At 60.6% G+C, this 18,941-nt stretch carries 15 protein-coding genes; 8 read left to right on the forward strand and 7 right to left on the reverse strand.

Annotated elements, in window-relative coordinates; all coding sequences use genetic code 11:
* Positions 1-352: 352 nt before the first annotated feature.
* Entirely contained in the window at positions 353-2,830 is a 2,478-nt protein-coding gene (locus AACW87_RS19855; protein WP_043139112.1) for a glycogen/starch/alpha-glucan phosphorylase, read from the forward strand.
* A gap of 67 nt (positions 2,831-2,897) precedes the next feature.
* Here AACW87_RS19855 and AACW87_RS19860 read toward each other — a convergent pair whose 3' ends face one another.
* Complete coding sequence (locus tag AACW87_RS19860; protein WP_043139114.1) at positions 2,898-4,283, reverse strand: SLC13 family permease; 1,386 nt, start codon at positions 4,281-4,283, stop codon at positions 2,898-2,900.
* A gap of 154 nt (positions 4,284-4,437) precedes the next feature.
* A complete protein-coding gene (gene trxC, locus AACW87_RS19865) occupies positions 4,438-4,881 on the reverse strand; it encodes a thioredoxin TrxC (protein WP_241325930.1) in 444 nt (147 codons plus the stop codon).
* Positions 4,882-5,036: 155 nt separating this feature from the next.
* On the opposite strand from trxC, the gene AACW87_RS19870 reads away from it, so the two are divergent.
* The 4 genes from AACW87_RS19870 (at position 5,037) to AACW87_RS19885 (ending at position 12,190) form a co-directional block, all read left to right on the forward strand.
* Complete coding sequence (locus tag AACW87_RS19870) at positions 5,037-7,838, forward strand: response regulator (RefSeq protein ID WP_043557751.1); 2,802 nt, start codon at positions 5,037-5,039, stop codon at positions 7,836-7,838.
* 141 nt (positions 7,839-7,979) lie between these two features.
* Complete coding sequence (locus AACW87_RS19875) at positions 7,980-9,716, forward strand: ABC transporter transmembrane domain-containing protein (protein ID WP_241325931.1); 1,737 nt, start codon at positions 7,980-7,982, stop codon at positions 9,714-9,716.
* Positions 9,717-9,807: 91 nt separating this feature from the next.
* Positions 9,808-11,559, forward strand: coding sequence for an ABC transporter transmembrane domain-containing protein (locus AACW87_RS19880; protein ID WP_241325932.1), 1,752 nt, complete (start codon positions 9,808-9,810; stop codon positions 11,557-11,559).
* A 157-nt stretch (positions 11,560-11,716) separates the two neighbouring features.
* Entirely contained in the window at positions 11,717-12,190 is a 474-nt protein-coding gene (locus tag AACW87_RS19885; RefSeq protein ID WP_043557753.1) for a DUF4442 domain-containing protein, read from the forward strand.
* Between the two features lie 150 nt (positions 12,191-12,340).
* On the opposite strand, the gene ybcJ is transcribed toward AACW87_RS19885, so the two are convergent.
* From ybcJ to AACW87_RS19910, 4 genes are all read right to left on the reverse strand, one after another.
* Positions 12,341-12,574: a ribosome-associated protein YbcJ gene (ybcJ, locus tag AACW87_RS19895; protein WP_043557754.1), complete on the reverse strand. Its 234-nt coding sequence runs from the start codon at positions 12,572-12,574 to the stop codon at positions 12,341-12,343.
* A gap of 252 nt (positions 12,575-12,826) precedes the next feature.
* Positions 12,827-13,231 carry a MaoC family dehydratase gene (locus tag AACW87_RS19900; protein ID WP_241325933.1) on the reverse strand — a complete coding sequence of 135 codons (405 nt, stop codon included), beginning with the start codon at positions 13,229-13,231 and terminating at the stop codon, positions 12,827-12,829.
* Positions 13,228-15,012 (reverse strand): class I poly(R)-hydroxyalkanoic acid synthase, encoded by a 1,785-nt coding sequence (locus tag AACW87_RS19905; protein ID WP_043139132.1) that lies wholly within the window; start codon positions 15,010-15,012, stop codon positions 13,228-13,230. Before AACW87_RS19905 ends, AACW87_RS19900 begins: the two co-directional genes overlap by 4 nt.
* A 93-nt stretch (positions 15,013-15,105) precedes the next feature.
* Positions 15,106-15,456, reverse strand: a complete 351-nt coding sequence (locus AACW87_RS19910; RefSeq protein WP_043139134.1) for a phasin family protein — start codon at positions 15,454-15,456, stop codon at positions 15,106-15,108.
* Positions 15,457-15,774: 318 nt separating this feature from the next.
* Here AACW87_RS19910 and AACW87_RS19915 point away from each other — a divergent pair, with 318 nt between their 5' ends.
* From AACW87_RS19915 to pdxY, 3 genes are all read left to right on the forward strand, one after another.
* Positions 15,775-16,338: a VC2662 family protein gene (locus AACW87_RS19915; RefSeq protein WP_241279138.1), complete on the forward strand. Its 564-nt coding sequence runs from the start codon at positions 15,775-15,777 to the stop codon at positions 16,336-16,338.
* A 78-nt stretch (positions 16,339-16,416) separates the two neighbouring features.
* Complete coding sequence (locus tag AACW87_RS19920) at positions 16,417-17,172, forward strand: DUF429 domain-containing protein (protein WP_241325934.1); 756 nt, start codon at positions 16,417-16,419, stop codon at positions 17,170-17,172.
* A gap of 403 nt (positions 17,173-17,575) precedes the next feature.
* Positions 17,576-18,439, forward strand: a complete 864-nt coding sequence (gene pdxY, locus AACW87_RS19925) for a pyridoxal kinase PdxY (RefSeq protein WP_241325935.1) — start codon at positions 17,576-17,578, stop codon at positions 18,437-18,439.
* A 135-nt stretch (positions 18,440-18,574) separates the two neighbouring features.
* On the opposite strand, the gene AACW87_RS19930 is transcribed toward pdxY, so the two are convergent.
* Complete coding sequence (locus tag AACW87_RS19930; RefSeq protein WP_241325936.1) at positions 18,575-18,907, reverse strand: antibiotic biosynthesis monooxygenase family protein; 333 nt, start codon at positions 18,905-18,907, stop codon at positions 18,575-18,577.
* Positions 18,908-18,941: the final 34 nt, after the last annotated feature.

An 18,941-nucleotide genomic window follows, 5' to 3' on the forward strand; every position in this document is an offset into this window, starting at 1 on the left:
GGTCCCATGAACAGCGCACATTGAAAACGATTTCAATGTGCGCTGTATTTTCAGTTATTTTCATGGATTTTCAGTACTTGGCAATGATTGAAAACCTATTCACGGATTTATATTTGCATGAGTTTGTTAAGTTGCTGATTTTAAATGAAATGAGTGTTCTTGCTTAATAAGTTTCAGGAAAGGGTTTTCAAGCTTGAACTGTCATTTTTATGCGCTAAAGTGTGACTTGCGTTAACTTTTCAACCATCGGCTTTAGCTAGTATGCCCACGCCGGAACATATTCTGAGATAACAACAGCACCGGTCCCTGATGGGATAACAATTTTATTATTCTGTAACGAAGGAAATGGTTTATGGCTACCAAGAAGAAGACAGACCAGGATCTCCAACTGGATAAAGATCAGCTCAAGGCGAGTATCGTGCGTCACCTGCGTTCTACCTTGGGTACAAGCGAACAGAAAGCCTCGCCAGAAGCGTGGTGGAAAGCGACCGCAGCCGCCGTCAACGAACAGGTGTACGAGCGCCTGACCCGCACTCAGCAGACTCATTTCAAGAAAGATACTCGTGCGATTCACTATCTCTCTGCTGAATTCCTGATGGGGCGTTTGACCTCCAACAACCTGCACAACCTCTCCTTGTACAAAGTGTGTGAAGAGGCGTTGGGTGAACTCGGTCTGGAACTGACCGACCTGTGTGAACAAGAGCCGGACATGGCGCTCGGCAACGGTGGCCTTGGCCGCCTGGCCGCCTGCTTCATCGATTCGCTGGCGACCCTGAACTACCCGGCCGTCGGTTACGGCATCCATTACGAGCACGGCCTGTTCCGTCAGGAGATCCAGGATGGTCGTCAGATAGAGCGTCCGGACTCCTGGCGCGAATATGGCAACCCCTGGGAAATCTGCCGTCCGGAATCCGTGCAGGAGATACCGCTCTACGGTTATGTGGAAACCGTGTTTGGTGACAATGGCGGCCTGAAGAAGGTATGGCACGCCGGGCGCAAGATCAAAGGGGTGCCTTGGGATATCCCTGTGGTGGGCTTTGGTGGCCATACCGTCAACATACTGCGCCTGTGGGAATCCCGCGCCTCCGAGTTTTTTGACTGGGACGTGTTCAACGCCGGTGGTTACATCGACTCCCAGGCCGAGAAAGCCCAGGCCGAGACCATCTCCAAGGTGCTCTATCCGAACGATGAGACAGATGCAGGTAAAGAGCTGCGCCTGATCCAGCAGTACTTCTTCTGTGCCTGCTCCATCAAGGACATCATGCGTCGCTACAAGCGGGTGCATGGCTCGGATTTCAGCAACTTTGCCGCCCAGATCGCCATTCAGCTCAACGATACCCACCCGACCGTGGCCATCCCCGAGCTGATGCGGGTGCTGGTGGACGAGGAAGACTTGAACTGGGATGCCGCCTGGGCCATCTGCTATCGGGTCTTCTCCTACACCAACCACACCCTGCTGCCGGAAGCGCTGGAGAAGTGGTCCGTCAGCCTGTTCGAGAAGGTGCTGCCCCGTCACCTCGAGGTGATCTACGAGATCAACGCCCGCTTCCTGAGCGAGCTGGTCGAACCCAAGTGGCCAGGCAACGATGCCATCAAGGCCAAGCTCTCCATCATAGAAGAAGGGGACGTGCGCAAGGTGCGCATGGGCAACCTGTGCGTGGTCGGCTCTTCCAAGGTGAACGGCGTGGCCGAGATCCACTCCAAGCTGGTGAAAGAGGATCTCTTCCCCGAGTATGCCGAGCTGTGGCCAGAGAAGATGTGCAACGTCACCAACGGCGTGACCCCCCGTCGCTGGCTGCTGGCCTGCAACCCCGAGCTGGCCGAGCTGTACAACGAAGTGGTGGGCAAGGAGTGGCCGCTGCAGCTCGACAAGCTGCGCGCCGTCACCAAGTTTGCCGACGACAAGGCGTTCCAGCAGCAGTTCATGACCATCAAGCGTCATAACAAGGAGAAGCTGGTCAAGGTCATCAAGGCCGAAACCGGTATCGATGTGAGCGCCGAGGCGATCTTTGACGTCCAGATCAAGCGTCTGCACGAATACAAGCGTCAACAGCTGAACCTCATCCACATCATGGCGCTCTACCGTCGCCTGCTGGCGAACCCCGACTATGACATGCACCCGCGTGTGTTCATCTTCGGCTCCAAGGCGGCACCCGGTTACAAGCTGGCCAAAGACATCATCTACGCCATCAACAAGCTGGCCGAGCGGGTTAACAACGATGCCCGCATCCAGGGCAAGCTGAAGGTGGTGTTCATGCCGAACTACCGCGTCAGCCTGGCCGAGAAGCTGATCCCGGCTGCCGATGTCTCCGAGCAGATCTCCACCGCCGGCTACGAAGCCTCCGGTACCGGCAACATGAAGATGGCACTGAACGGCGCCATCACCATAGGCACGCTGGATGGGGCCAACATAGAGATAGCGGAAGAGGCGGGTGCCGAAAACTGCGCCATCTTCGGCCTGAACGTGGACGAGGTGAAGGCATTGAAGGGGCGCGGCTACAACCCGTATGACTTCTACTATGCCAACTCCGAGCTCAAGGCCGTGCTGGACTGGTTCGATACCGATTACTTCACGCCGGGTCGTCCGGGCGAACTCTCCTCCATCAAGCGCTCCTTGCTGGAAGGGGGCGATCCCTACCTGACCCTGGCCGATTTTGCCTCCTACTCCGAAGCGCACAAGCTGATCGATACCTGGTATCGGGATCCGGCGCTCTGGGCCAAGAAGGCTATCATCAACTCGGCCACCATGGGCAAGTTCAACTCCGACCGCTCCATCCAGGACTACGTGGATCGGATCTGGAACCTCAAGAGCTGCAACATCGCAGGTTGATCCCCCCTCTGGATATGAAAAAGCCCTCGCATTGCGAGGGCTTTTTGCTGGGGGGCGAGTCAGCGGATCAGAGAATGTCGCCGACAAAGTAGGCAAGCCCGGCCAGCAGCACGGTGAACACGACGTTCAGTGCCATCCCGGCCCGCATCATCTCACGCTGGCGGATATGGCCGCTGGCGAAGACGATGGCATTGGGCGGGGTAGCCACCGGCAGCATGAAGGCACAGGAGGCACCGATGGCGATCAGCACAGCCATGACGATGGGGGAGACCCCCAGCGCCTCGGCCACCCCGGCAAACAGCGGGATCAGCAGGGCGGCGGTGGCGGTATTGGAGACCAGTTCGGTCAGGAACACCACGAAGGCCGCCAGCATCAGCAACACGATGAAAATGTCGGCATGGGAGAGCACGGCCGACAGGTGGCTGGCCAGGAAGGCGCTGGTACCGGTGGCCTTGAGGATGGCGCTCAGGGTCAGGCCGCCGCCAAACAGCATCAGCACGCCCCAGTCGGTGTTCTGGTTGACGTCATCCCAGCTGGCGACGCGGCTGACCACGATGGCGATGATGGCACCCATGGCAATCAGTGTATCGAGTTGAGGTATGCCGCCAAAGGCGTTGGAGATGGGCTGCGAGCCGATCCAGAGCACCACTGTGGTCAGGAAAATGGCCAGCGTGACCTTGCGTTCACGAGTCCAGTTGATGGTGACATCCTGGATCTCGACCCTGTGGTTGAGCTGCGGGCGGGTGACCAGATAGAGGAGGGCAATGCCGCAGGGCATCAGGATCAGCACCACAGGAATGCCGAATTTCATCCAGTCGGTGAAGCCAATGCCCATCTGGGCGGCAGCGATGGCGTTGGGCGGGCTGCCGACCAGGGTGCCTATGCCGCCAATGCTGGCGCTGTAGGCAATCCCCAGCAGCACGAAGACGAAAGTGGCGCGATCTTTCTGGCTGTCGAGCCGCGTCAACATGCCGATGGCCAGTGGCAGCATCATGGCGGTGGTGGCGGTGTTGCTGATCCACATGGACATGGCGGCCGTGATGGTGAACAGCAGTATGACGCCCCAGCCCAGATGGCCGTTGGCCAGGTGCATCACCTTGCCCGCCATCAGGGTGTCCAGCCCCTGTTTGGAGAGGGCCGCCGCGAGGGCGAAGCCCCCGAAGAACAGGAACAGGATGGGGTTGGCAAAGTCGGTGAGGGACTTGCTCATGTCAAACACCCCGAGCACGGTTGCCAGCAGGGGCACCAGCAGGGCCGTGATGGTCACGTGCAGGGCTTCGGTCAGCCAGAGAATGGCGATGAAGACCAGAATGCCCAGCCCCTTGTTGACCATGGGATCAAACGGCAGCCAGGCCAGCATGGCGCAGAGCAGCAGCACATCCAGGATGACGATCCCGGATTTGATGTCGAGCCAGCGAGATGAGGGAGCGGAGGGTACAGCAGATGTGTGCATAATGTTCTCTCGGTTAATTTATGGTTGTTGTTGTGTTGCCGAGATTACATTTATCCCCCTGTTTGAAACAGGGGGAAGTCGTCAAAGCATGCCGGGACTCACAGAGTCAAGGCAAATAAAAACATTAAATAAACACAAACTAAACATCTGGGCATCATTTGGCGGGGGGGGGAATGAAGGAGGCCAGCCACTCCTTGAACAGGCTCTTGGGCAGGGAGCCGCTGCGCTGCGCCACCATCTTGCCCTGCTTGAACACCATCAGGGTGGGGATGCTGCGGATGGCGTAGCGGGCCGCGATGGCTTGCTGCTGCTCGGTATCGACTTTGACAAAGCGAATATTTGGTTCAAGCTCACTGGCAACTTGTTGAAAAATGGGTGAAAATTGTATGCATGGTCCGCACCAGCTGGCCCAGAAGTCGACCACGACCGGAAGGTCGGATTGGATCAGGGTATCGAACTGTTGCTCGCGACCCGTGACGGGCGTGATGCCAAACAGCGGTGCCTTGCAGCGGCCACACTTCGCGTTTGAATCCAATTTTTCGTCAGGCAGGCGGTTCCTGGTGAAGCAATGACTACAATAGGTAGTGATAAATGACATAATTGATTCCTGTATGCATAAGCCCTGCAACATCTTTATTGCACTGACAGGGCCGAGTAACGGTAACATAGCAGTCAGTTATCTTTCACAGCCAGTGATCCGGTTTCGGCATTCTGTCGGCGGATACACGGCCATGACATGAGAATCGAGACGGGATGAATAATGTGACACGGGTCAATCGTGTTGTCCTGAGCCTGATCATCGTATCGCTGCTGGCATTCTCCGGTTATTGCTGGCAACTGCTCAGTCAGCAGCAGAAGGCCTCCGAACTCAGCGTGGCGGCGGAGTTGATCCTCAACCGGGTCAACACGGATACCGTCTATCTGCTGGGGCGGGAGAAGGCCAATGATGGCAATGTTCAGCAGCGTCTCAACCAGCTGTCGAGCAACCTCGACAGCTTCGTGCGCCAGGTGCGCAATGACCCCGACGCCGCTGAGAATCCCCACTCCCAATCCTTGCTGCACGACATCGACAGCTACCTGCTGGACTTGGCCAAACTCTATTCCATGGAGATGGCCATCGAGTACATAGAGCAGCCGTTTCAAAAACAGCTCAATGCCTTGCTGGCGACCCTGCCGGCCGATGCCCCCCTGGCCATCGATCTGACCGAGCTGGCGCAACTCAGCCACTACCTCAAGCGCAGCTGGGACAAGGGCGAGCAGAAGCAGCTGCAAAAACTGCAACAGCGGCTCAAGACGGCCTATCCGTCACACCCCGAGGTGGCCGGTCTCGCCCAGTTGAGCGAAGACGTCAGCCACCAGGTGGTGGACTACCACGTGCTGCGCAACCAGGTCATCGACATGCATGAGCTCGATGGCTTGTCGGTCTGGAAGCAGAGCAAGATGGACCAGGCCTCCTCCCTCAAGAGCCGTTTCTATCTGATCGTGCTGGGGGGCGCCATGCTCTGTTTCGCACTGGTGGCCGTCACCCTGTGGCGTCGCAACCAGAAGCTGAGCGAGCTGTCGCGTCAGACTGGCTTGCTGGCCCAGGCGAAAAGCGATTTTCTGGCCAACATGAGCCACGAGATCCGCACCCCCATGAACGCCATCATAGGCTTCAGTTCGCTGGCGCTGCAGACCGAGCTGGATCAGCAGCAGCGGGATTACCTCAGCAAGATCAAGTCTTCGTCAGACACCTTGCTGCTGCTTATCAACGATATTCTGGATCTGACCAAGGTCGAGTCCGGCAAGCTGACCCTGGAAGAGATCGACTTTGATCTGAGCGAGCAGATAGATTCGCTCGCCGGCATGTTTGCCGATCTGGCCGAGCGCAAGCAGGTCGAGGTCATCATCAACAAGTCACCGGCCGTGCCCGATTTCCTGCGCGGCGATCCGCTGCGACTCGGTCAGGTGCTGGTCAATCTGGTCAACAACGCCATCAAGTTTACCGAGCGGGGCGAGGTGGAAGTGGCCATCACCCTGGTCAACCAGCACCCCATGCGGGTGCGTTTCAGCGTGCGGGATACCGGGATCGGCATCGCCGAGGAGAAACAGGCCCAGCTGTTCCAGCCCTTCACCCAGCTGGAGGCGGGCAACACCCGCAAATACGGGGGATCCGGCCTTGGTCTCAACATCTCCCAGCGTCTGGTCGAGCTGATGGGGGGGCGGATCACGGTACAGAGCAAGCCGGGCTCCGGCTCAGTGTTCCAGTTCGAGATCCCCATGACCAAGGCCGTCTATGGGGTGTCCGGTCGTCGGGTCTTCTTCGAGCATCAACCGCTCATTCTGGTGATGGATGACAATGAACTTGTGCTGGATCTGGCCAAGGACATTCTCGGCCGTGCCGGTGTCCGGGTGGTGGCGGTCAACAGCCTCTCCCGGGCTCGTCAGGTGCTGCGCGAGGAGGGCCAGAGCATACGGCTGGCCATTCTGGACTGGCGTATGGGGCAGGAGGATGGCCTGGATCTGGCCCTCGAGATGTACCAGCACAGCCAGTGGCGGCGCCTGCCCATACTGATGACCAGCGCCTGGGCCAAGGAGGGGCTGCACGGGCGCATGGAGAGCATGGGGCTGACCCACTTCCTGGCCAAACCCATGACGGAGAATGCCCTGCTGGCCAAGGTGGACGAGCTGCTCAATGGCAGCTCCCACGATCAGCAGATCCGCCAGGCAGAAGCCCAGGGGGATCAGCAACACTTCCGTGAGCTGTTGCAAGGCGTCCGGGTCTTGCTGGCGGAGGACAACCGGGTCAATCAGCAGCTCATCATCGAATACCTGCGCCGGGTGGATGCCGTGGTGACCGTGGTCGGCAACGGCCGCGAGGCAGTCGAGCGGGTCTCCGAGCAGCCGTTCGACGTGATCCTGATGGACTTGCAGATGCCGGTGCTCGACGGCCTGGATGCGACCCGCCAGATCCGCAAGATGGTGGACAAGCACGACGTCCCCATCATAGCGCTCACCGCCAGCGCCATGCCCGGTGATCGTGAGCGTTGTCTCGGGGTCGGCATGAATGGCTATGTCACCAAGCCGGTCAGCAAGCTGGATCTCTACAACAACCTGCTGCAGTGGGTGAAGAGTGCCAGCGGCGAATGCCGGGTACCGCTGGAGGTGAAACCGCCGGATCTGATGGGGGTGCTGGATCTGGAGGATGCCCTCAAACGGCTGGAGCAGGACAAGGAGGCGCTGCAGATCCTGTTCAAGCTGTTCATGTCCGAGCACAAGGATGACTTGTGGGAGATCCGCTCCGCCCTGCGCCGCCAGCAGCCCGACATCGCCTGCCGGTTGCTGCATACCCTGAAGGGGGTGTCGGCCAATATTTCAGCCTCCCGCCTGCAGATCATGGCGGGTGATCTGGAGTGGCGCCTGCGCCAGAATGAAGAGCTGACCGAGCCGGATCTGGAGCAATTGCAGCGTGTATTCAGCCTGACCCGGGATGAGGTGTCCCACTTCTTGCTGACCGGCGAGCAGCAGGAAACGCCATACAGCCCCTTTGCACAGCGAGATGATCGCTTATTGTGACGGGATAAATAGCAATTATTCTCAAGCCAGCCACTTCAGGCTATCATGGCCCTCTCGTATCGCCCCCTTCTGGGGGCGATTGCATTGCGTTTCCCCGTGACGGGCGGCAGCCTCTGGCTGATCGCGACAAAGGATATCTACGTGAGCGTATTCTCAAGGCTGGGCTGGTTTTTCAAGGAGCAGTGGCGGCGTTATCTGGTCGCCATCTCGCTGCTGATGATGGTGGCCCTGTTGACCGTGATCCCGCCCAAGGTGGTGGGCTGGGTGGTGGATGGCATTGCCAAAGGCTCTCTCGACAACGACACCCTGATGGGCTATCTGGCGGGGTTGTTTGTGCTGGGTCTGCTCATCTATCTGCTGCGCTACGTGTGGCGGGTTATGCTGTTTGGCGCCTCTTACCGGCTGGCCTATGTGCTGCGCAATCGCCTGTTCAGCCACTTCACCCGCATGAGCCCCGATTTTTACCAGCGTCACCGCACCGGCGATCTGATGGCCCACGCCACCAACGACATCCAGGCAGTGGAGATGACGGCCGGGGAAGGGGTGTTGACCCTGGTGGACTCCATCATAGTTGGGGTGCTGGTGCTCTCCATCATGTGCAGCCAGTACTCCTGGCAGCTGACGCTGCTCTCCCTGCTGCCCCTGCCGGTGATGGCGTTCTTCATGAACCGTTTTGGCACCCAGATCTACAAGGAGTTCAAGGCGGCGCAGGGGGCCTTCTCCCGTCTCAACAACAAGACCCAGGAGGCGCTCTCCGGCGTGCGGGTGCTCAAGTCCTATGCGGTTGAATCCCTGGAGGACAAGGGCTTTGCCGAGCTGACCCGGCAGGCGGGGGCGTGCAACATGGCGGTGGCCCGCATCGATGCCAAGTTCGACCCCGTCATCTATCTCTGTATCGGTTGTTCCTACTTTCTCGCCGTTGCCGGTGGCAGCGTGCTGGTGGTGCGTGGCGAGCTGACCCTGGGGGAGCTCACCAGTTTCACCATGTATCTGGGCCAGCTCATCTGGCCCATGTTTGCCATCGCCTGGCTGTTCAACATCATAGAGCGGGGCAGCGCCGCCTACTCGCGCATCGAGAGCCTGCTGGCTGAGCGCAGCGACATCGAAGAACCGGCTGAGCCGGCGGTGTTTGTCTCCGCCTTCCCGCTCCAGGCCAAGGGGGTGAGCTACCAGCTGGAGCAGCGTACCTTGCTGCGCAATATCGATTTCACCCTGCACAGCGGCGGCATGCTGGGGGTGGTGGGCCGCACGGGGGCGGGCAAAAGTTCCTTGCTCAAGTTGCTGATGCGCCTCGCCAATCCCACGGCCGGCGAGCTCAGCATGGGCGCCGTGCCCATAGCGCAGCTGGCCCTTGGCGAGCTGCGTGGCCAGTTTTCCTATGTGCCGCAGGAGCCGTTTTTGTTCTCCACCACCATAGCCGCCAACATAGCCCTAGGCCGGCCAGACGCCAGTTCGGAGGAGATAGAGCAGGTGGCGCGCATTGCCTGTGTGCATGACGATATCAGCCGCTTCCCCAAGGGCTATGAGACCGAAGTGGGGGAGAAGGGGGTGACCCTCTCCGGCGGCCAGAAGCAGCGGCTCGCCATTGCCCGCGCCCTGCTGCTGGAGGGGCCTGTCCTGGTGCTGGACGATGCCCTGTCGGCGGTGGATGCCCATACCGAGCAGCAGATACTGCAGGCCCTCAAGACCCATAGACGGACGCTTATCCTGGTCAGCCACCGCATGACGGCGGTGGAGCAGGCCGACGAGATCCTGGTGCTGGAGCAGGGGCGCGTCAGCGAGCGGGGTCGCCATGGCGCCCTGATGGCTCACAACGGCTGGTACGCAGACATGGTTCGCTATCAGCGGCTGGAACAAGACGTGGAGGAGAGCCTGTGAGCGTGATGATTAGACGAGTGGTTCCCCTCATCCCCAACCCTTCTCCCGCAAGGGGAGAAGGGAGCAAAAGCGCTGCACTGGAGGCAAGTCTGTGAATACAACGATTAAACGCCTGCTCGCTTATTGTGCCCGTTACCCGCGCTGGCTGATCCAGGCCGGGATCTGCCTGCTGCTGGCGACCGGTGCCGAAGTGGCGGGCCCCCTGCTCATCAAGCTGTTCATCGATGACTACCTGGCGCCGCGCCAGCTGGTATGGCCCGCCATCGCCGCCATCGCGGCCGGGTATCTCGGCCTGCAGGTGCTCTCGGCGGCGGGTTTCTACCTGCAATCCCTGCGCTTCAACCGCATTGCCCAGGCGGTGGTGCAGCGCTTGCGCGAGCAGGTGTTTGCCACCGCCATCCGGTTGCCGGCCCGTTACTTTGACCAGCATCGCTCGGGCTCGCTCATCTCCCGCATCACCAACGACACCGAGGCGATCATGAACCTCTACGTGCAGGTGATAGGCCTGCTGGTGCAAAAGGTGGTGCTGCTGTGCGGCATCCTCATCTCCATGGCGCTGCTGGATCTGCGGCTGATGCTGGTGTGCGCCTGCCTGTTGCCGGCAGTGGCGGCTGTGATGTGGCTCTACCAGAAACTGAGCGTGCCCGTGGTGCGGGCGACCCGCAGCCTGCTGTCCGAGATCAACAGCCGCCTCAACGAATCGCTGCAGGGGATGCCGGTGATCCAGGCCATGGTGCAGGAGCGCCACTTTGCCAATGCCTTTGCCGAGGTGAACCAGCAGCACTGGTCGGCGCGGCTCAAGAGCCTCAAGATCAACGGCATTCTGCTGCGCCCCCTCATCGACTTGTTCTACATGATGGTGCTGATAGGCCTGCTCGCCCTGTTTGCCCGCGAGGGCTTGAGTGCAAGTGGCGCCATCCAGGTGGGGGTGCTCTATGCCTTCATCAGCTATCTGGGGCGCATGATAGAGCCGCTGATCGAGATGACCAACCAGCTCAACCAGTTGCAACAGGCCATGGTGGCCGGGGAGCGGGTATTTGCCCTGCTCGACGAGCCCCGCGAGAGCACGGAGGGCGAGAGCCAGTCCCTGCAGGGGCGGGTCAGCTTTGACAAGGTGAGCTTCTCCTACGATGGCCAGCAACAGGTGCTGCGCGAGGTGAGCTTTGCCGTGCACCCCGGCCAGATGCTGGCGCTGGTGGGCCACACCGGCAGTGGCAAGTCCACCATCATCAGCCTGCTGATGGGCTTCTACCCGCTGGATCAGGGCACCATTCGTTTCGATGATCACCCCATGGAGGGCCTGTCGCTCTCGACGGTGCGGCGCAGCATAGGCCTGGTGCAGCAGGATCCCTTTATCTTCGTTGGGACTTTGGCGGAGAACCTGCGGCTCGGCCGTGACGGCATCGACGAGGCGCGCCTCTGGCAGGCGCTGACCGAAGTACAGCTGGCCGATTTCGTGCTGAGCCTGCCGGATGGCCTGAACACCCTGATGGAGGAGGGGGGCAAGAACCTCTCCGCCGGTCAACGTCAGCTGCTCTCCTTTGCCCGCGCTCTGGTAGGGGATCCGCGCATCCTCATTCTGGATGAGGCCACCGCCAGCGTGGACTCCCAGACCGAGCTGGCGCTCTCCCAGGCGCTCTCGGCGGCCCGCCGTGGCCGCACCACCATTGCCATTGCCCACCGGCTCTCGACCATAGTCGATGCCGACGAGATCCTGCTGCTGTCGCGCGGCCAGGTGAATGAGCGGGGCACCCACGGCGAGCTGATGGCGCAGGGAGGGCACTACGCCCAGCTGTTCGAGATGCAGAGCCAGGGCGCCTGGCTGGAAGAGAAGCGGGCCTGATCGCGAGGGCCGTCGTACAAAAGAGAGGGAGCCTTGGGGTTCTCTCTCTTTTTTTGTGTTGGCCGACAAGCAGCAGAAGCGTGATCGGCAACCTTGTAGAGCAGGGTGGTTGCGTGGCAACATGCTGTTTACATTAACTCATCGGATCAGTTCGCATATGGACTTGCAACGTTTCAAAGCCAATCTGGCGCTGCGGCTGTTTGCCTGGCGTTATATTCCCGTCATCGGCTTTTGTGCCCCCGTCATCGAACGGATGGACGCCAAGGCGCTGCGCATTCGCATTCCCCTTGGCTGGCGCACCCGCAACCACCTGGGCAGCATGTATTTTGGCGCATTGGCCACCGGCGCCGATCTGGTGGGCGGTCTGCTGGTGATGGAGAAGGGACGGACGAGGGGCAAGAAGGTGCACTTCGCCTTCAAGGATGTGCAGGGGGAATTTCTGAAGCGGCCCGAGGGGGACGTGCAATTTGACTGCGCCGCCGGGGAGGAGATCGACGCCATGATAGACGAGTCGCTGGCGAGCGGTCAGCGCATCAATCGCCCCATCCAGGTGGTGGCCACCTGCCCGTCATTGAACGGGGATGAGGCGATGGCGCGCTTCGTGCTGACCTTGTCGATCAAGGCCAGCTGAATGCGAGAGGGCGCGTCGGCGCCCTTATTCAAGCAGGGATCAGAGGATCTCCGGGCTCACGCCCGCTTTCACCACGACTTTCATGCCATTGAAGTTGACCACTTGCTCGGCCACTGTGCTGGGTAGCGCTTGCGTGCTAGAGCGTCGGGATCAGAGGATCTCGGGGCTGATGCCTTCTTTCACCACCACCTTCATGCCGTTGAAGTTGACCACTTGCTCGGCCACTATCTTGCAGCGCTTGCGGGTCTCGACCTGACCGTCCACTTCCACCAGACCGTCGGCGACGAGCGCCTTGGCTGCGCCGCCACAATCGGCCCAACCCTGATGCTTGATAAGGTCACACAAGGCAACGAAGGGGTGGCCTTCGAGCAGAAACGTCTCCATGGGAAATCCTCTAGATGGATGAATGGCTGAAACAGCAGGGCGGTTATTCTAGGCAGTTCGGGCCGTCAATGAAAGGGCAAGGAAGCCTGTCTGCGGGCAATTGTGGTCGCAACTGAGCGTCTGGACCTCTTTCTGGATGTGCAGGCAGGACTCAAGGCCAGCAACCGTAGCCGCCATCTCGGTGGAACATGAGGCTACACCATAAAAGTCAGCCCGGCGGGGCCGGGCTGAAGGAGGGTCGGTGATCAGCGATTAGCCAACCTTCACCACAGCCTCGCCAGTCACGGCGAGGGCCCCAGCCGCCGTCACTATGCGGGTGGCCAGAGTGATGATGGGCTTGTCGCTGCGCAGGGCGATGATCTCCACCTCGGCCGTCACCTCATCCCCCACAAACACCGGCTGCTTGAAGGCGAGGCTCTGCCCCAGGTAGACGGCGCCCTTGCCGGGCAACTGCTGGCCCAGCAGCCCAGAGAAGAGGCTGGCCAGCAACATGCCGTGCACTATGGGTCGCTCGAACGGCGTGGTGGCGGCAAAGGCCGGGTCCAGGTGCAGGGGATTGAAATCCTCCGACAAGCCGGCGAAGGCCTCGACCTCGGCCGCACCGAACCGCTTGGTCAGACTGGCTTTTTGCCCAATCTCAAAGGGGAGTGTGCTCATGCGGGCTCCTCCTCCGGGGTCTTGGCAAAGACAGGGTTGAGCCGTACCTTGACGTAGCCGCCGGGGGCCGCCTCCAGTCCCTCGCTCGGGATGCGGGCGGGCACGGGCGTGGCTTCTTCCTCTCGCGCCTGGATGAAGGCTGCCATCTCGGGCCACCAGGAGCCGCTCTGATGGGTGGCCTGTTCGAGCCAGGCGGCTGGCGTGTCACTGCTCGCATCGCTGTGCCAGAAGCCGTACTTGTTGGCCGCTGGCGGGTTGATGATGCCGGCGATGTGACCCGATTCCGCCAGAATGAAGCGCTGCTCGCCACCGAACAGCTTCATGCCCTGCCAGGTGCCCTGCCAGAGGGCGATGTGATCGTCCATGGCCGAGACCAGCAGCACAGGGGTCTTCACCTTGGAAAGATCGATGCGGGTGTGGCGGATCTTGAGCTCCCCCTTCACCAGCTGGTTCTCCAGATAGAGGCGACGCAGCAGGCTGTTGTGGGTCTTGCCTGCCACGTTGGTGCTGTCGCTGTTCCAGTGCAGCAGATCGAACGCCACCGGGCTCTGACCCTTGAGGTAGCTGTCGATGTAGTAATTCCAGTAGAGGCTGTTTTCCCGCAGCAGGCTGAAGGAGACCGCCAGTTGGCGCCCGTCCATGATACCCTTGGCCTCATTCTGGGCCTCCAGCGCCGCTATGATGGGCTCGTGGATGAAGATGCCAAGTTCCCCCGGCTGGGAGAAATCGAGCAGTGTGGTGAACAGGGTGGCGGAGCGTACCCGCTGCTTCTGGCGCCGCGCCGCCAGCCAGCCCATGGCCAAGGAGAGGGCTGTACCGCCGATGCAGTAACCTATGCCGTGCACCTCGCGTTCACCGGTGGCTGCTTCCACGCCGTCCAGCGCGGCGATCACCCCATCGACCACGTAGTCGTCGAGATCGATATCGGCCTGCTCTACTCCCGGGTTGCGCCAGGAGATCATGAATACCGTCTGGCCCTGGGCGACCAGCCAGGCGACCAGGGAGTTCTGGGGCCGCATGTCCATGATGTAGTACTTGTTGATGAAGGGCGGCACTATCAGCACCGGCGTCCTGGCCACCGTCTCCGTGGTCGGACTGTACTGGATCAGCTCGTAGAGCTCGGTGCGCTGCACCACCCGGCCCGGCGTCAGCGCCAGATCCCGCCCCAGTTCGAAGGCGGACTCGTCGGTCAGGCGGATGTTGAGCTGATCGGCGCTGCGCTCCAGATCCTCGGCCAGCAGGGCCAGTCCGCGCACCAGATTCTGGCCGTCGGATTCCAGAGTGAGTCTGAGCAGTTCGGGGTTGGTGGCCAGAAAATTGCTGGGCGCCATGGCGTTGAGGTATTGGCGGGTGAAAAATCGCAGCCGTTCCCGGCTCTTCTGGGGTACCCCTTCCAGCGCATCCACCGAGGCCAGCAGGTGCCTGGCGGTCAGCAGATAGGATTGTTTGAGGTAGTCATAAAGGGGCTGATCGCGCCAGGCGTCGTCCTTGAAGCGGCGATCGCTGCGTTCCGGCGTGATCACCGGCTCGCTCTCCTGACCTGCGCTTTTGAGCAGGGTGTGCTGCATCAGCTTGAGCTGATCCTGCCACCAGTTCATCTGGGCGTTGATCAGTTGCCAGGGTTGCTGGCTGCCCTGTTCCAGTACCTGGCCCAGATCGTCCAGATTGGTCTGCAGCAGCGCCTGCGCCGTGCGCTCCGTCTGTGCCTTGGCCATGTCCAGCAACTTGTCGTTATAGTGGGCCAGGGCCTCGAACAGCGGGCCGTAAGATGATTGGCTCATGTTCTCTCCTTCACCCACACCCGTGACAGGGCGAGCCTGTCGTGTCGGGTCATGGGGAGATGTGGCTGCCCGCAGCGGGCAGCCAGGGGGATATCAGGCCTTGCCCGTGCTCTTTTTGATGCCGTCGGCCGCCAGGGTATCCAGCTCTTCCTTGAACTGCAGACCCAGCGCATTGAGCTTCTGGATGTCATCCAGCATCTGGCGGGAGAGCTGGCTGGCGGTTTCCAGCTGCACTGTGCCAAGGGCCGCCAGGCTCTGGGCATCCTGCACCTTGCCGGCGGCCTGCAACTGGCTCAATCCCAGTTCGGCATAGGCATTGGCGGAGGCCAGCTGCAACCGGGTCAGCTGTTCGATGTTGCTGGCCAGCAGCTGGTTATAACGGGTGAGGGGGGCAGCAAAGCCTTGCATCTGCTCGGTAAAGGTCTTGATTACGTCCATATTCATCGCGTGTCTCCGTGGTTGGCAGAAGGGTATTGCAAAAGGCCGATGGGCCCATTCTTCGGTTACATCCGTTCGACTACATCCTTAAGTCGTTACGTGTCGTTTGCTCTGTTCAAACGCACGTTTAGACATTGTGTTACCAAATGAGGCTTGATGTAAATAATATAAATGTTAATTTTTGCTTAAAGTTTGATTCTGGTCTGTCCAGTTTGTGCGAATGAATTCAGACGGAGGATGACGCAGCAGCGCCTGCCCGGCCTCGTTCCTGCACGCGAGTGCTGATAGGCTGGCCTCCCTCCCTGATTGTTAAGGAAAGCCCCGATGAAACCTGCCCACCTGCTGCTTGCCTGCGGCTCCCTTGCCCTAGGTGGTGTCGCCTATGCCAGTACACCCATCCAGGTATCGCTGCCCGGCGTCAATCTGCCCGCCTCCCATCAGGTCGAAGGCGCCAGAGCCTCCTTTCTCTACGGCCGCACCGGTCAGGTGAAGGGAATAGATCTGCCCATCCTGGCCCTCTCCGACGTGGATCAGTTCAGCGGCCTGCAGCTTGGCGTCTTCCTCGGCGCCGGACGGGTACGCCACCAGTTCAACGGGGTAGCCATCAACGCCGTCAACTGGCACGAGGGACAGGACAAGGGGATCAACCTTGGCTTCGTCAACCTGACCAACAATGTGCAGGGCCTGAACTGGGGCGCCGTCAACATCGCCAAGGGCAATGCCCTGGCCAACGTGGGCTTCGTCAACTATGCCGAGCGCACCACCTTCCAGCTGGGTTTCATCAACGCCACCAAGCATCTGGACGGGTTGCAGATAGGCCTTGCCAACTACGCCGAGAACGGCATTTTCCCCATACTGCCGCTGATCAATTTCAAGAAATCCTTCTAAGGCGCGCTCCCGGCCTTGCTTTAGGGGACGCAGCCATTACCCTGTGCTCCATTGATAGCGCGCAGAGGTGACACGGGCATGACAATGGAACACATGGACGCCATCGGTATCGGCTGGGATGTGAGAGGCTGGCAGGGCAATGCCCAGGCGGTGGCCGTGGTGGGCTGGCAGGCGCGCGAGCAGCGCCTGCACTGGTTTGGGGTGTCGCCCCTGTTCCGGCTGAGTTCGCGGGTGGCGCCGGATCTGGATGCCCTGCTGCGCCCGGCGTTGCAGGACGAGATGAACCTGATGCAGGTGCTGGCTTGCCCGCAACTGGCGTTGGGCATCGATGCGCCGCTGGCGTTTCCACGCGCCCTGGGCGATCTGCTGGCGGGGAGGGCATCCGAGTGCGTCGTGCCCCAGCGGGAGATAGACAACCCTTATGCCTATCGCGACTGCGAGCGCTGGCTGCACCGGCAATATGGCAAGAAGCCGCTCTCGGCCACCTTCGACCGGCTCGGCAACAACGCCACCCTGGCGCTCGCCATGCTGCCCCGGCTGGCGGACTTGCAACTGGTACCCAGGTTGCAGCCAGAGGCTGATCGCGCCGTGCTGGAGGTCTATCCCGCTCTGGCCAAGGTGGGTGGCAAGGCGTCTGCGGTCAGGGCCGAGCTGCACCCCCATCTGCCGGCCGATGTGACGGCGGGCACGGATCGCTACGATGCCGCCATCTGCGCCCTGATGGCATTGCAATACGCTGCCAAAGGGAGTGTCTCCCTGCTGCCGGCACTGGTGCCGCCACCCGCCGAGATGGCTTTGGACGAGGGTTGGGTCTACCACTTCGCGCGCCCTTGAGCAGAAGGCGGATCTGATGGTTCCAGCGGATCTCGCCCTCTTCCCATTTTGCGCCCGCCATGCCTTGCTGGCGGGCGCTGATATCGACCGATGGCCCACCGGGCTCCCATTTTCTTCCCCTTCAGCATTTGCCTTACCATGTGCTGCCTTATTGTGCTCATATGCCATCAAACAAGAAGCTGAAATTACCTTATAAGCAGGAGCCGCGACTCCTCATCCAATCAACATCTGGCAAGGCAGGAAAGTAGGGGCGATGGTGGCTAAAGAGGCAGGTCTGGCAAATGGAGCTTAGATCGGCAGTTTTTAAGACCAAATACGGGTTTGTGCTGCACAAAAGTGGAAGTTCAATATCTTCATCCGATATATTGCGCCTTTCCCCTGACTCTTCTCTGCGGTGATGTCGATGAAACGCATTCTCTCTATCCAGTCCCACGTGGTGTTTGGCTGTGCCGGTAACAGCGCCGCCGTGTTTCCCATGCGCCGTCTCGGCATGGAGGTGTGGCCCGTCAACACGGTGCAGTTTTCCAACCACACCCAGTACGCAGCAGGCTGGCAGGGGATGGCGATGCCCGCCGGTCACATCAGCGCCCTGTGCAAGGGGCTGGGGGATATAGAAGTACTGGGCCGGTGCGATGCCGTGCTGAGCGGCTATCTGGGCTCGGCCGAGCAGGGGGACGAGATCCTGACCGTGGTGGCTGCGGTCAAGGCGGCCAATCCTGACGCCATCTATTTCTGTGATCCCGTCATGGGCCACCCGGAGAAGGGGTGCATAGTTGCCCCCGGGGTGACCCGTTTTCTCACCGAGCAGGCGCTGCCGGTGGCCGACATCATGGCCCCCAACCTGCTGGAGCTGGAGACTCTGTGTGATACCCACCTGGCGGATCTGGCCCAGACCCGCGCCGCGGCGCATCAGTTGCTGGCCCGGGGTGTGAAGATGGTGCTGGTCAAGCATCTGGGTCGCGCCGCTCGCGAGCCGGGTCGCTTCGAGATGCTCTTGGCTACCCCGGATGGGGATTACCTGATCGCCCGTCCGCTCTACGAATTTGCCCGTCAGCCGGTGGGGGTGGGGGATCTCATCAGTGCCCTGATGCTGGCCAACCTGCAGGCGGGCTTTGATGCCGTGACGGCGTTTGAGCGCACCAATGCGGCTGTGGACACTGTGCTGCTGCACACCTGGCAGGCGCAGGCTTACGAGTTGCAGCTGATCACGGCGCAGGGGGCATTTGCCGAGCCCGTGATCAGCGCGCGCGCCGAACGGCTGGCCTGATGCGTCCTCCCTGTGCGAGCAGGGTGTAGTGATCATCATAATGTTCCAGCTGGTGATCACGCCTGGGCCAGTTGGCCATGTCAGTGCCAGGCCCTGCGGGGGATGGATGCGTGACTTGCGGGCCCTGGCTGTTTGCTACGAGATCCCGACGCCCTGTCTTGGTCCGGTCCCCTGGCACTGTGCCACCGCCTGATAGTGTTCCACCGTGGGGAAGGGATCGTAGAAGTGATGCAGCAGCGCCTTCCATTGCTGGTACTGGACCGAGCCGCGAAAGCCCTGGGTATGATCTTCGAGCCGCTGCCAGCTGACCAGCAGCAGATAGCGGTGGGGATCGGTCAGCGAGTGCTGCAATTGGTGCCCGGCATAACCCGGCATGGCGCTGATGATGGCCTGGGCTTGGCCAAAGGCCTGCTCGAAGGCGGCAGCCTGGCCCGGAATGACCTGCAGATGAGCGACTTCCAATATCATGGTGACTCCTTGTCCTGAGAGGGAAAGGGGCATT

This window comes from Aeromonas sp. MR7 (genome assembly GCF_963899385.1).
GTDB classification, from domain to species: domain Bacteria; phylum Pseudomonadota; class Gammaproteobacteria; order Enterobacterales; family Aeromonadaceae; genus Aeromonas; species Aeromonas bestiarum.

Excerpts from the sequence above, each read along its gene's own strand:
- ybcJ (WP_043557754.1), bottom strand. The coding sequence starts at position 12,574 with ATGGAGACGTTTCTGCTCGAAGGCCACCCCTTCGTTGCCTTGTGTGAC.
- AACW87_RS19905 (WP_043139132.1), bottom strand. The coding sequence starts at position 15,012 with ATGAGCCAATCATCTTACGGCCCGCTGTTCGAGGCCCTGGCCCACTAT.
- AACW87_RS19855 (WP_043139112.1), top strand. The coding sequence starts at position 353 with ATGGCTACCAAGAAGAAGACAGACCAGGATCTCCAACTGGATAAAGAT.
- AACW87_RS19900 (WP_241325933.1), bottom strand. The coding sequence starts at position 13,231 with ATGAGCACACTCCCCTTTGAGATTGGGCAAAAAGCCAGTCTGACCAAG.
- pdxY (WP_241325935.1), top strand. The coding sequence starts at position 17,576 with ATGAAACGCATTCTCTCTATCCAGTCCCACGTGGTGTTTGGCTGTGCC.
- AACW87_RS19930 (WP_241325936.1), bottom strand. The coding sequence starts at position 18,907 with ATGATATTGGAAGTCGCTCATCTGCAGGTCATTCCGGGCCAGGCTGCC.
- AACW87_RS19870 (WP_043557751.1), top strand. The coding sequence starts at position 5,037 with ATGAATAATGTGACACGGGTCAATCGTGTTGTCCTGAGCCTGATCATC.
- AACW87_RS19915 (WP_241279138.1), top strand. The coding sequence starts at position 15,775 with ATGAAACCTGCCCACCTGCTGCTTGCCTGCGGCTCCCTTGCCCTAGGT.
- AACW87_RS19860 (WP_043139114.1), bottom strand. The coding sequence starts at position 4,283 with ATGCACACATCTGCTGTACCCTCCGCTCCCTCATCTCGCTGGCTCGAC.
- AACW87_RS19920 (WP_241325934.1), top strand. The coding sequence starts at position 16,417 with ATGACAATGGAACACATGGACGCCATCGGTATCGGCTGGGATGTGAGA.
- AACW87_RS19910 (WP_043139134.1), bottom strand. The coding sequence starts at position 15,456 with ATGAATATGGACGTAATCAAGACCTTTACCGAGCAGATGCAAGGCTTT.
- trxC (WP_241325930.1), bottom strand. The coding sequence starts at position 4,881 with ATGTCATTTATCACTACCTATTGTAGTCATTGCTTCACCAGGAACCGC.
- AACW87_RS19885 (WP_043557753.1), top strand. The coding sequence starts at position 11,717 with ATGGACTTGCAACGTTTCAAAGCCAATCTGGCGCTGCGGCTGTTTGCC.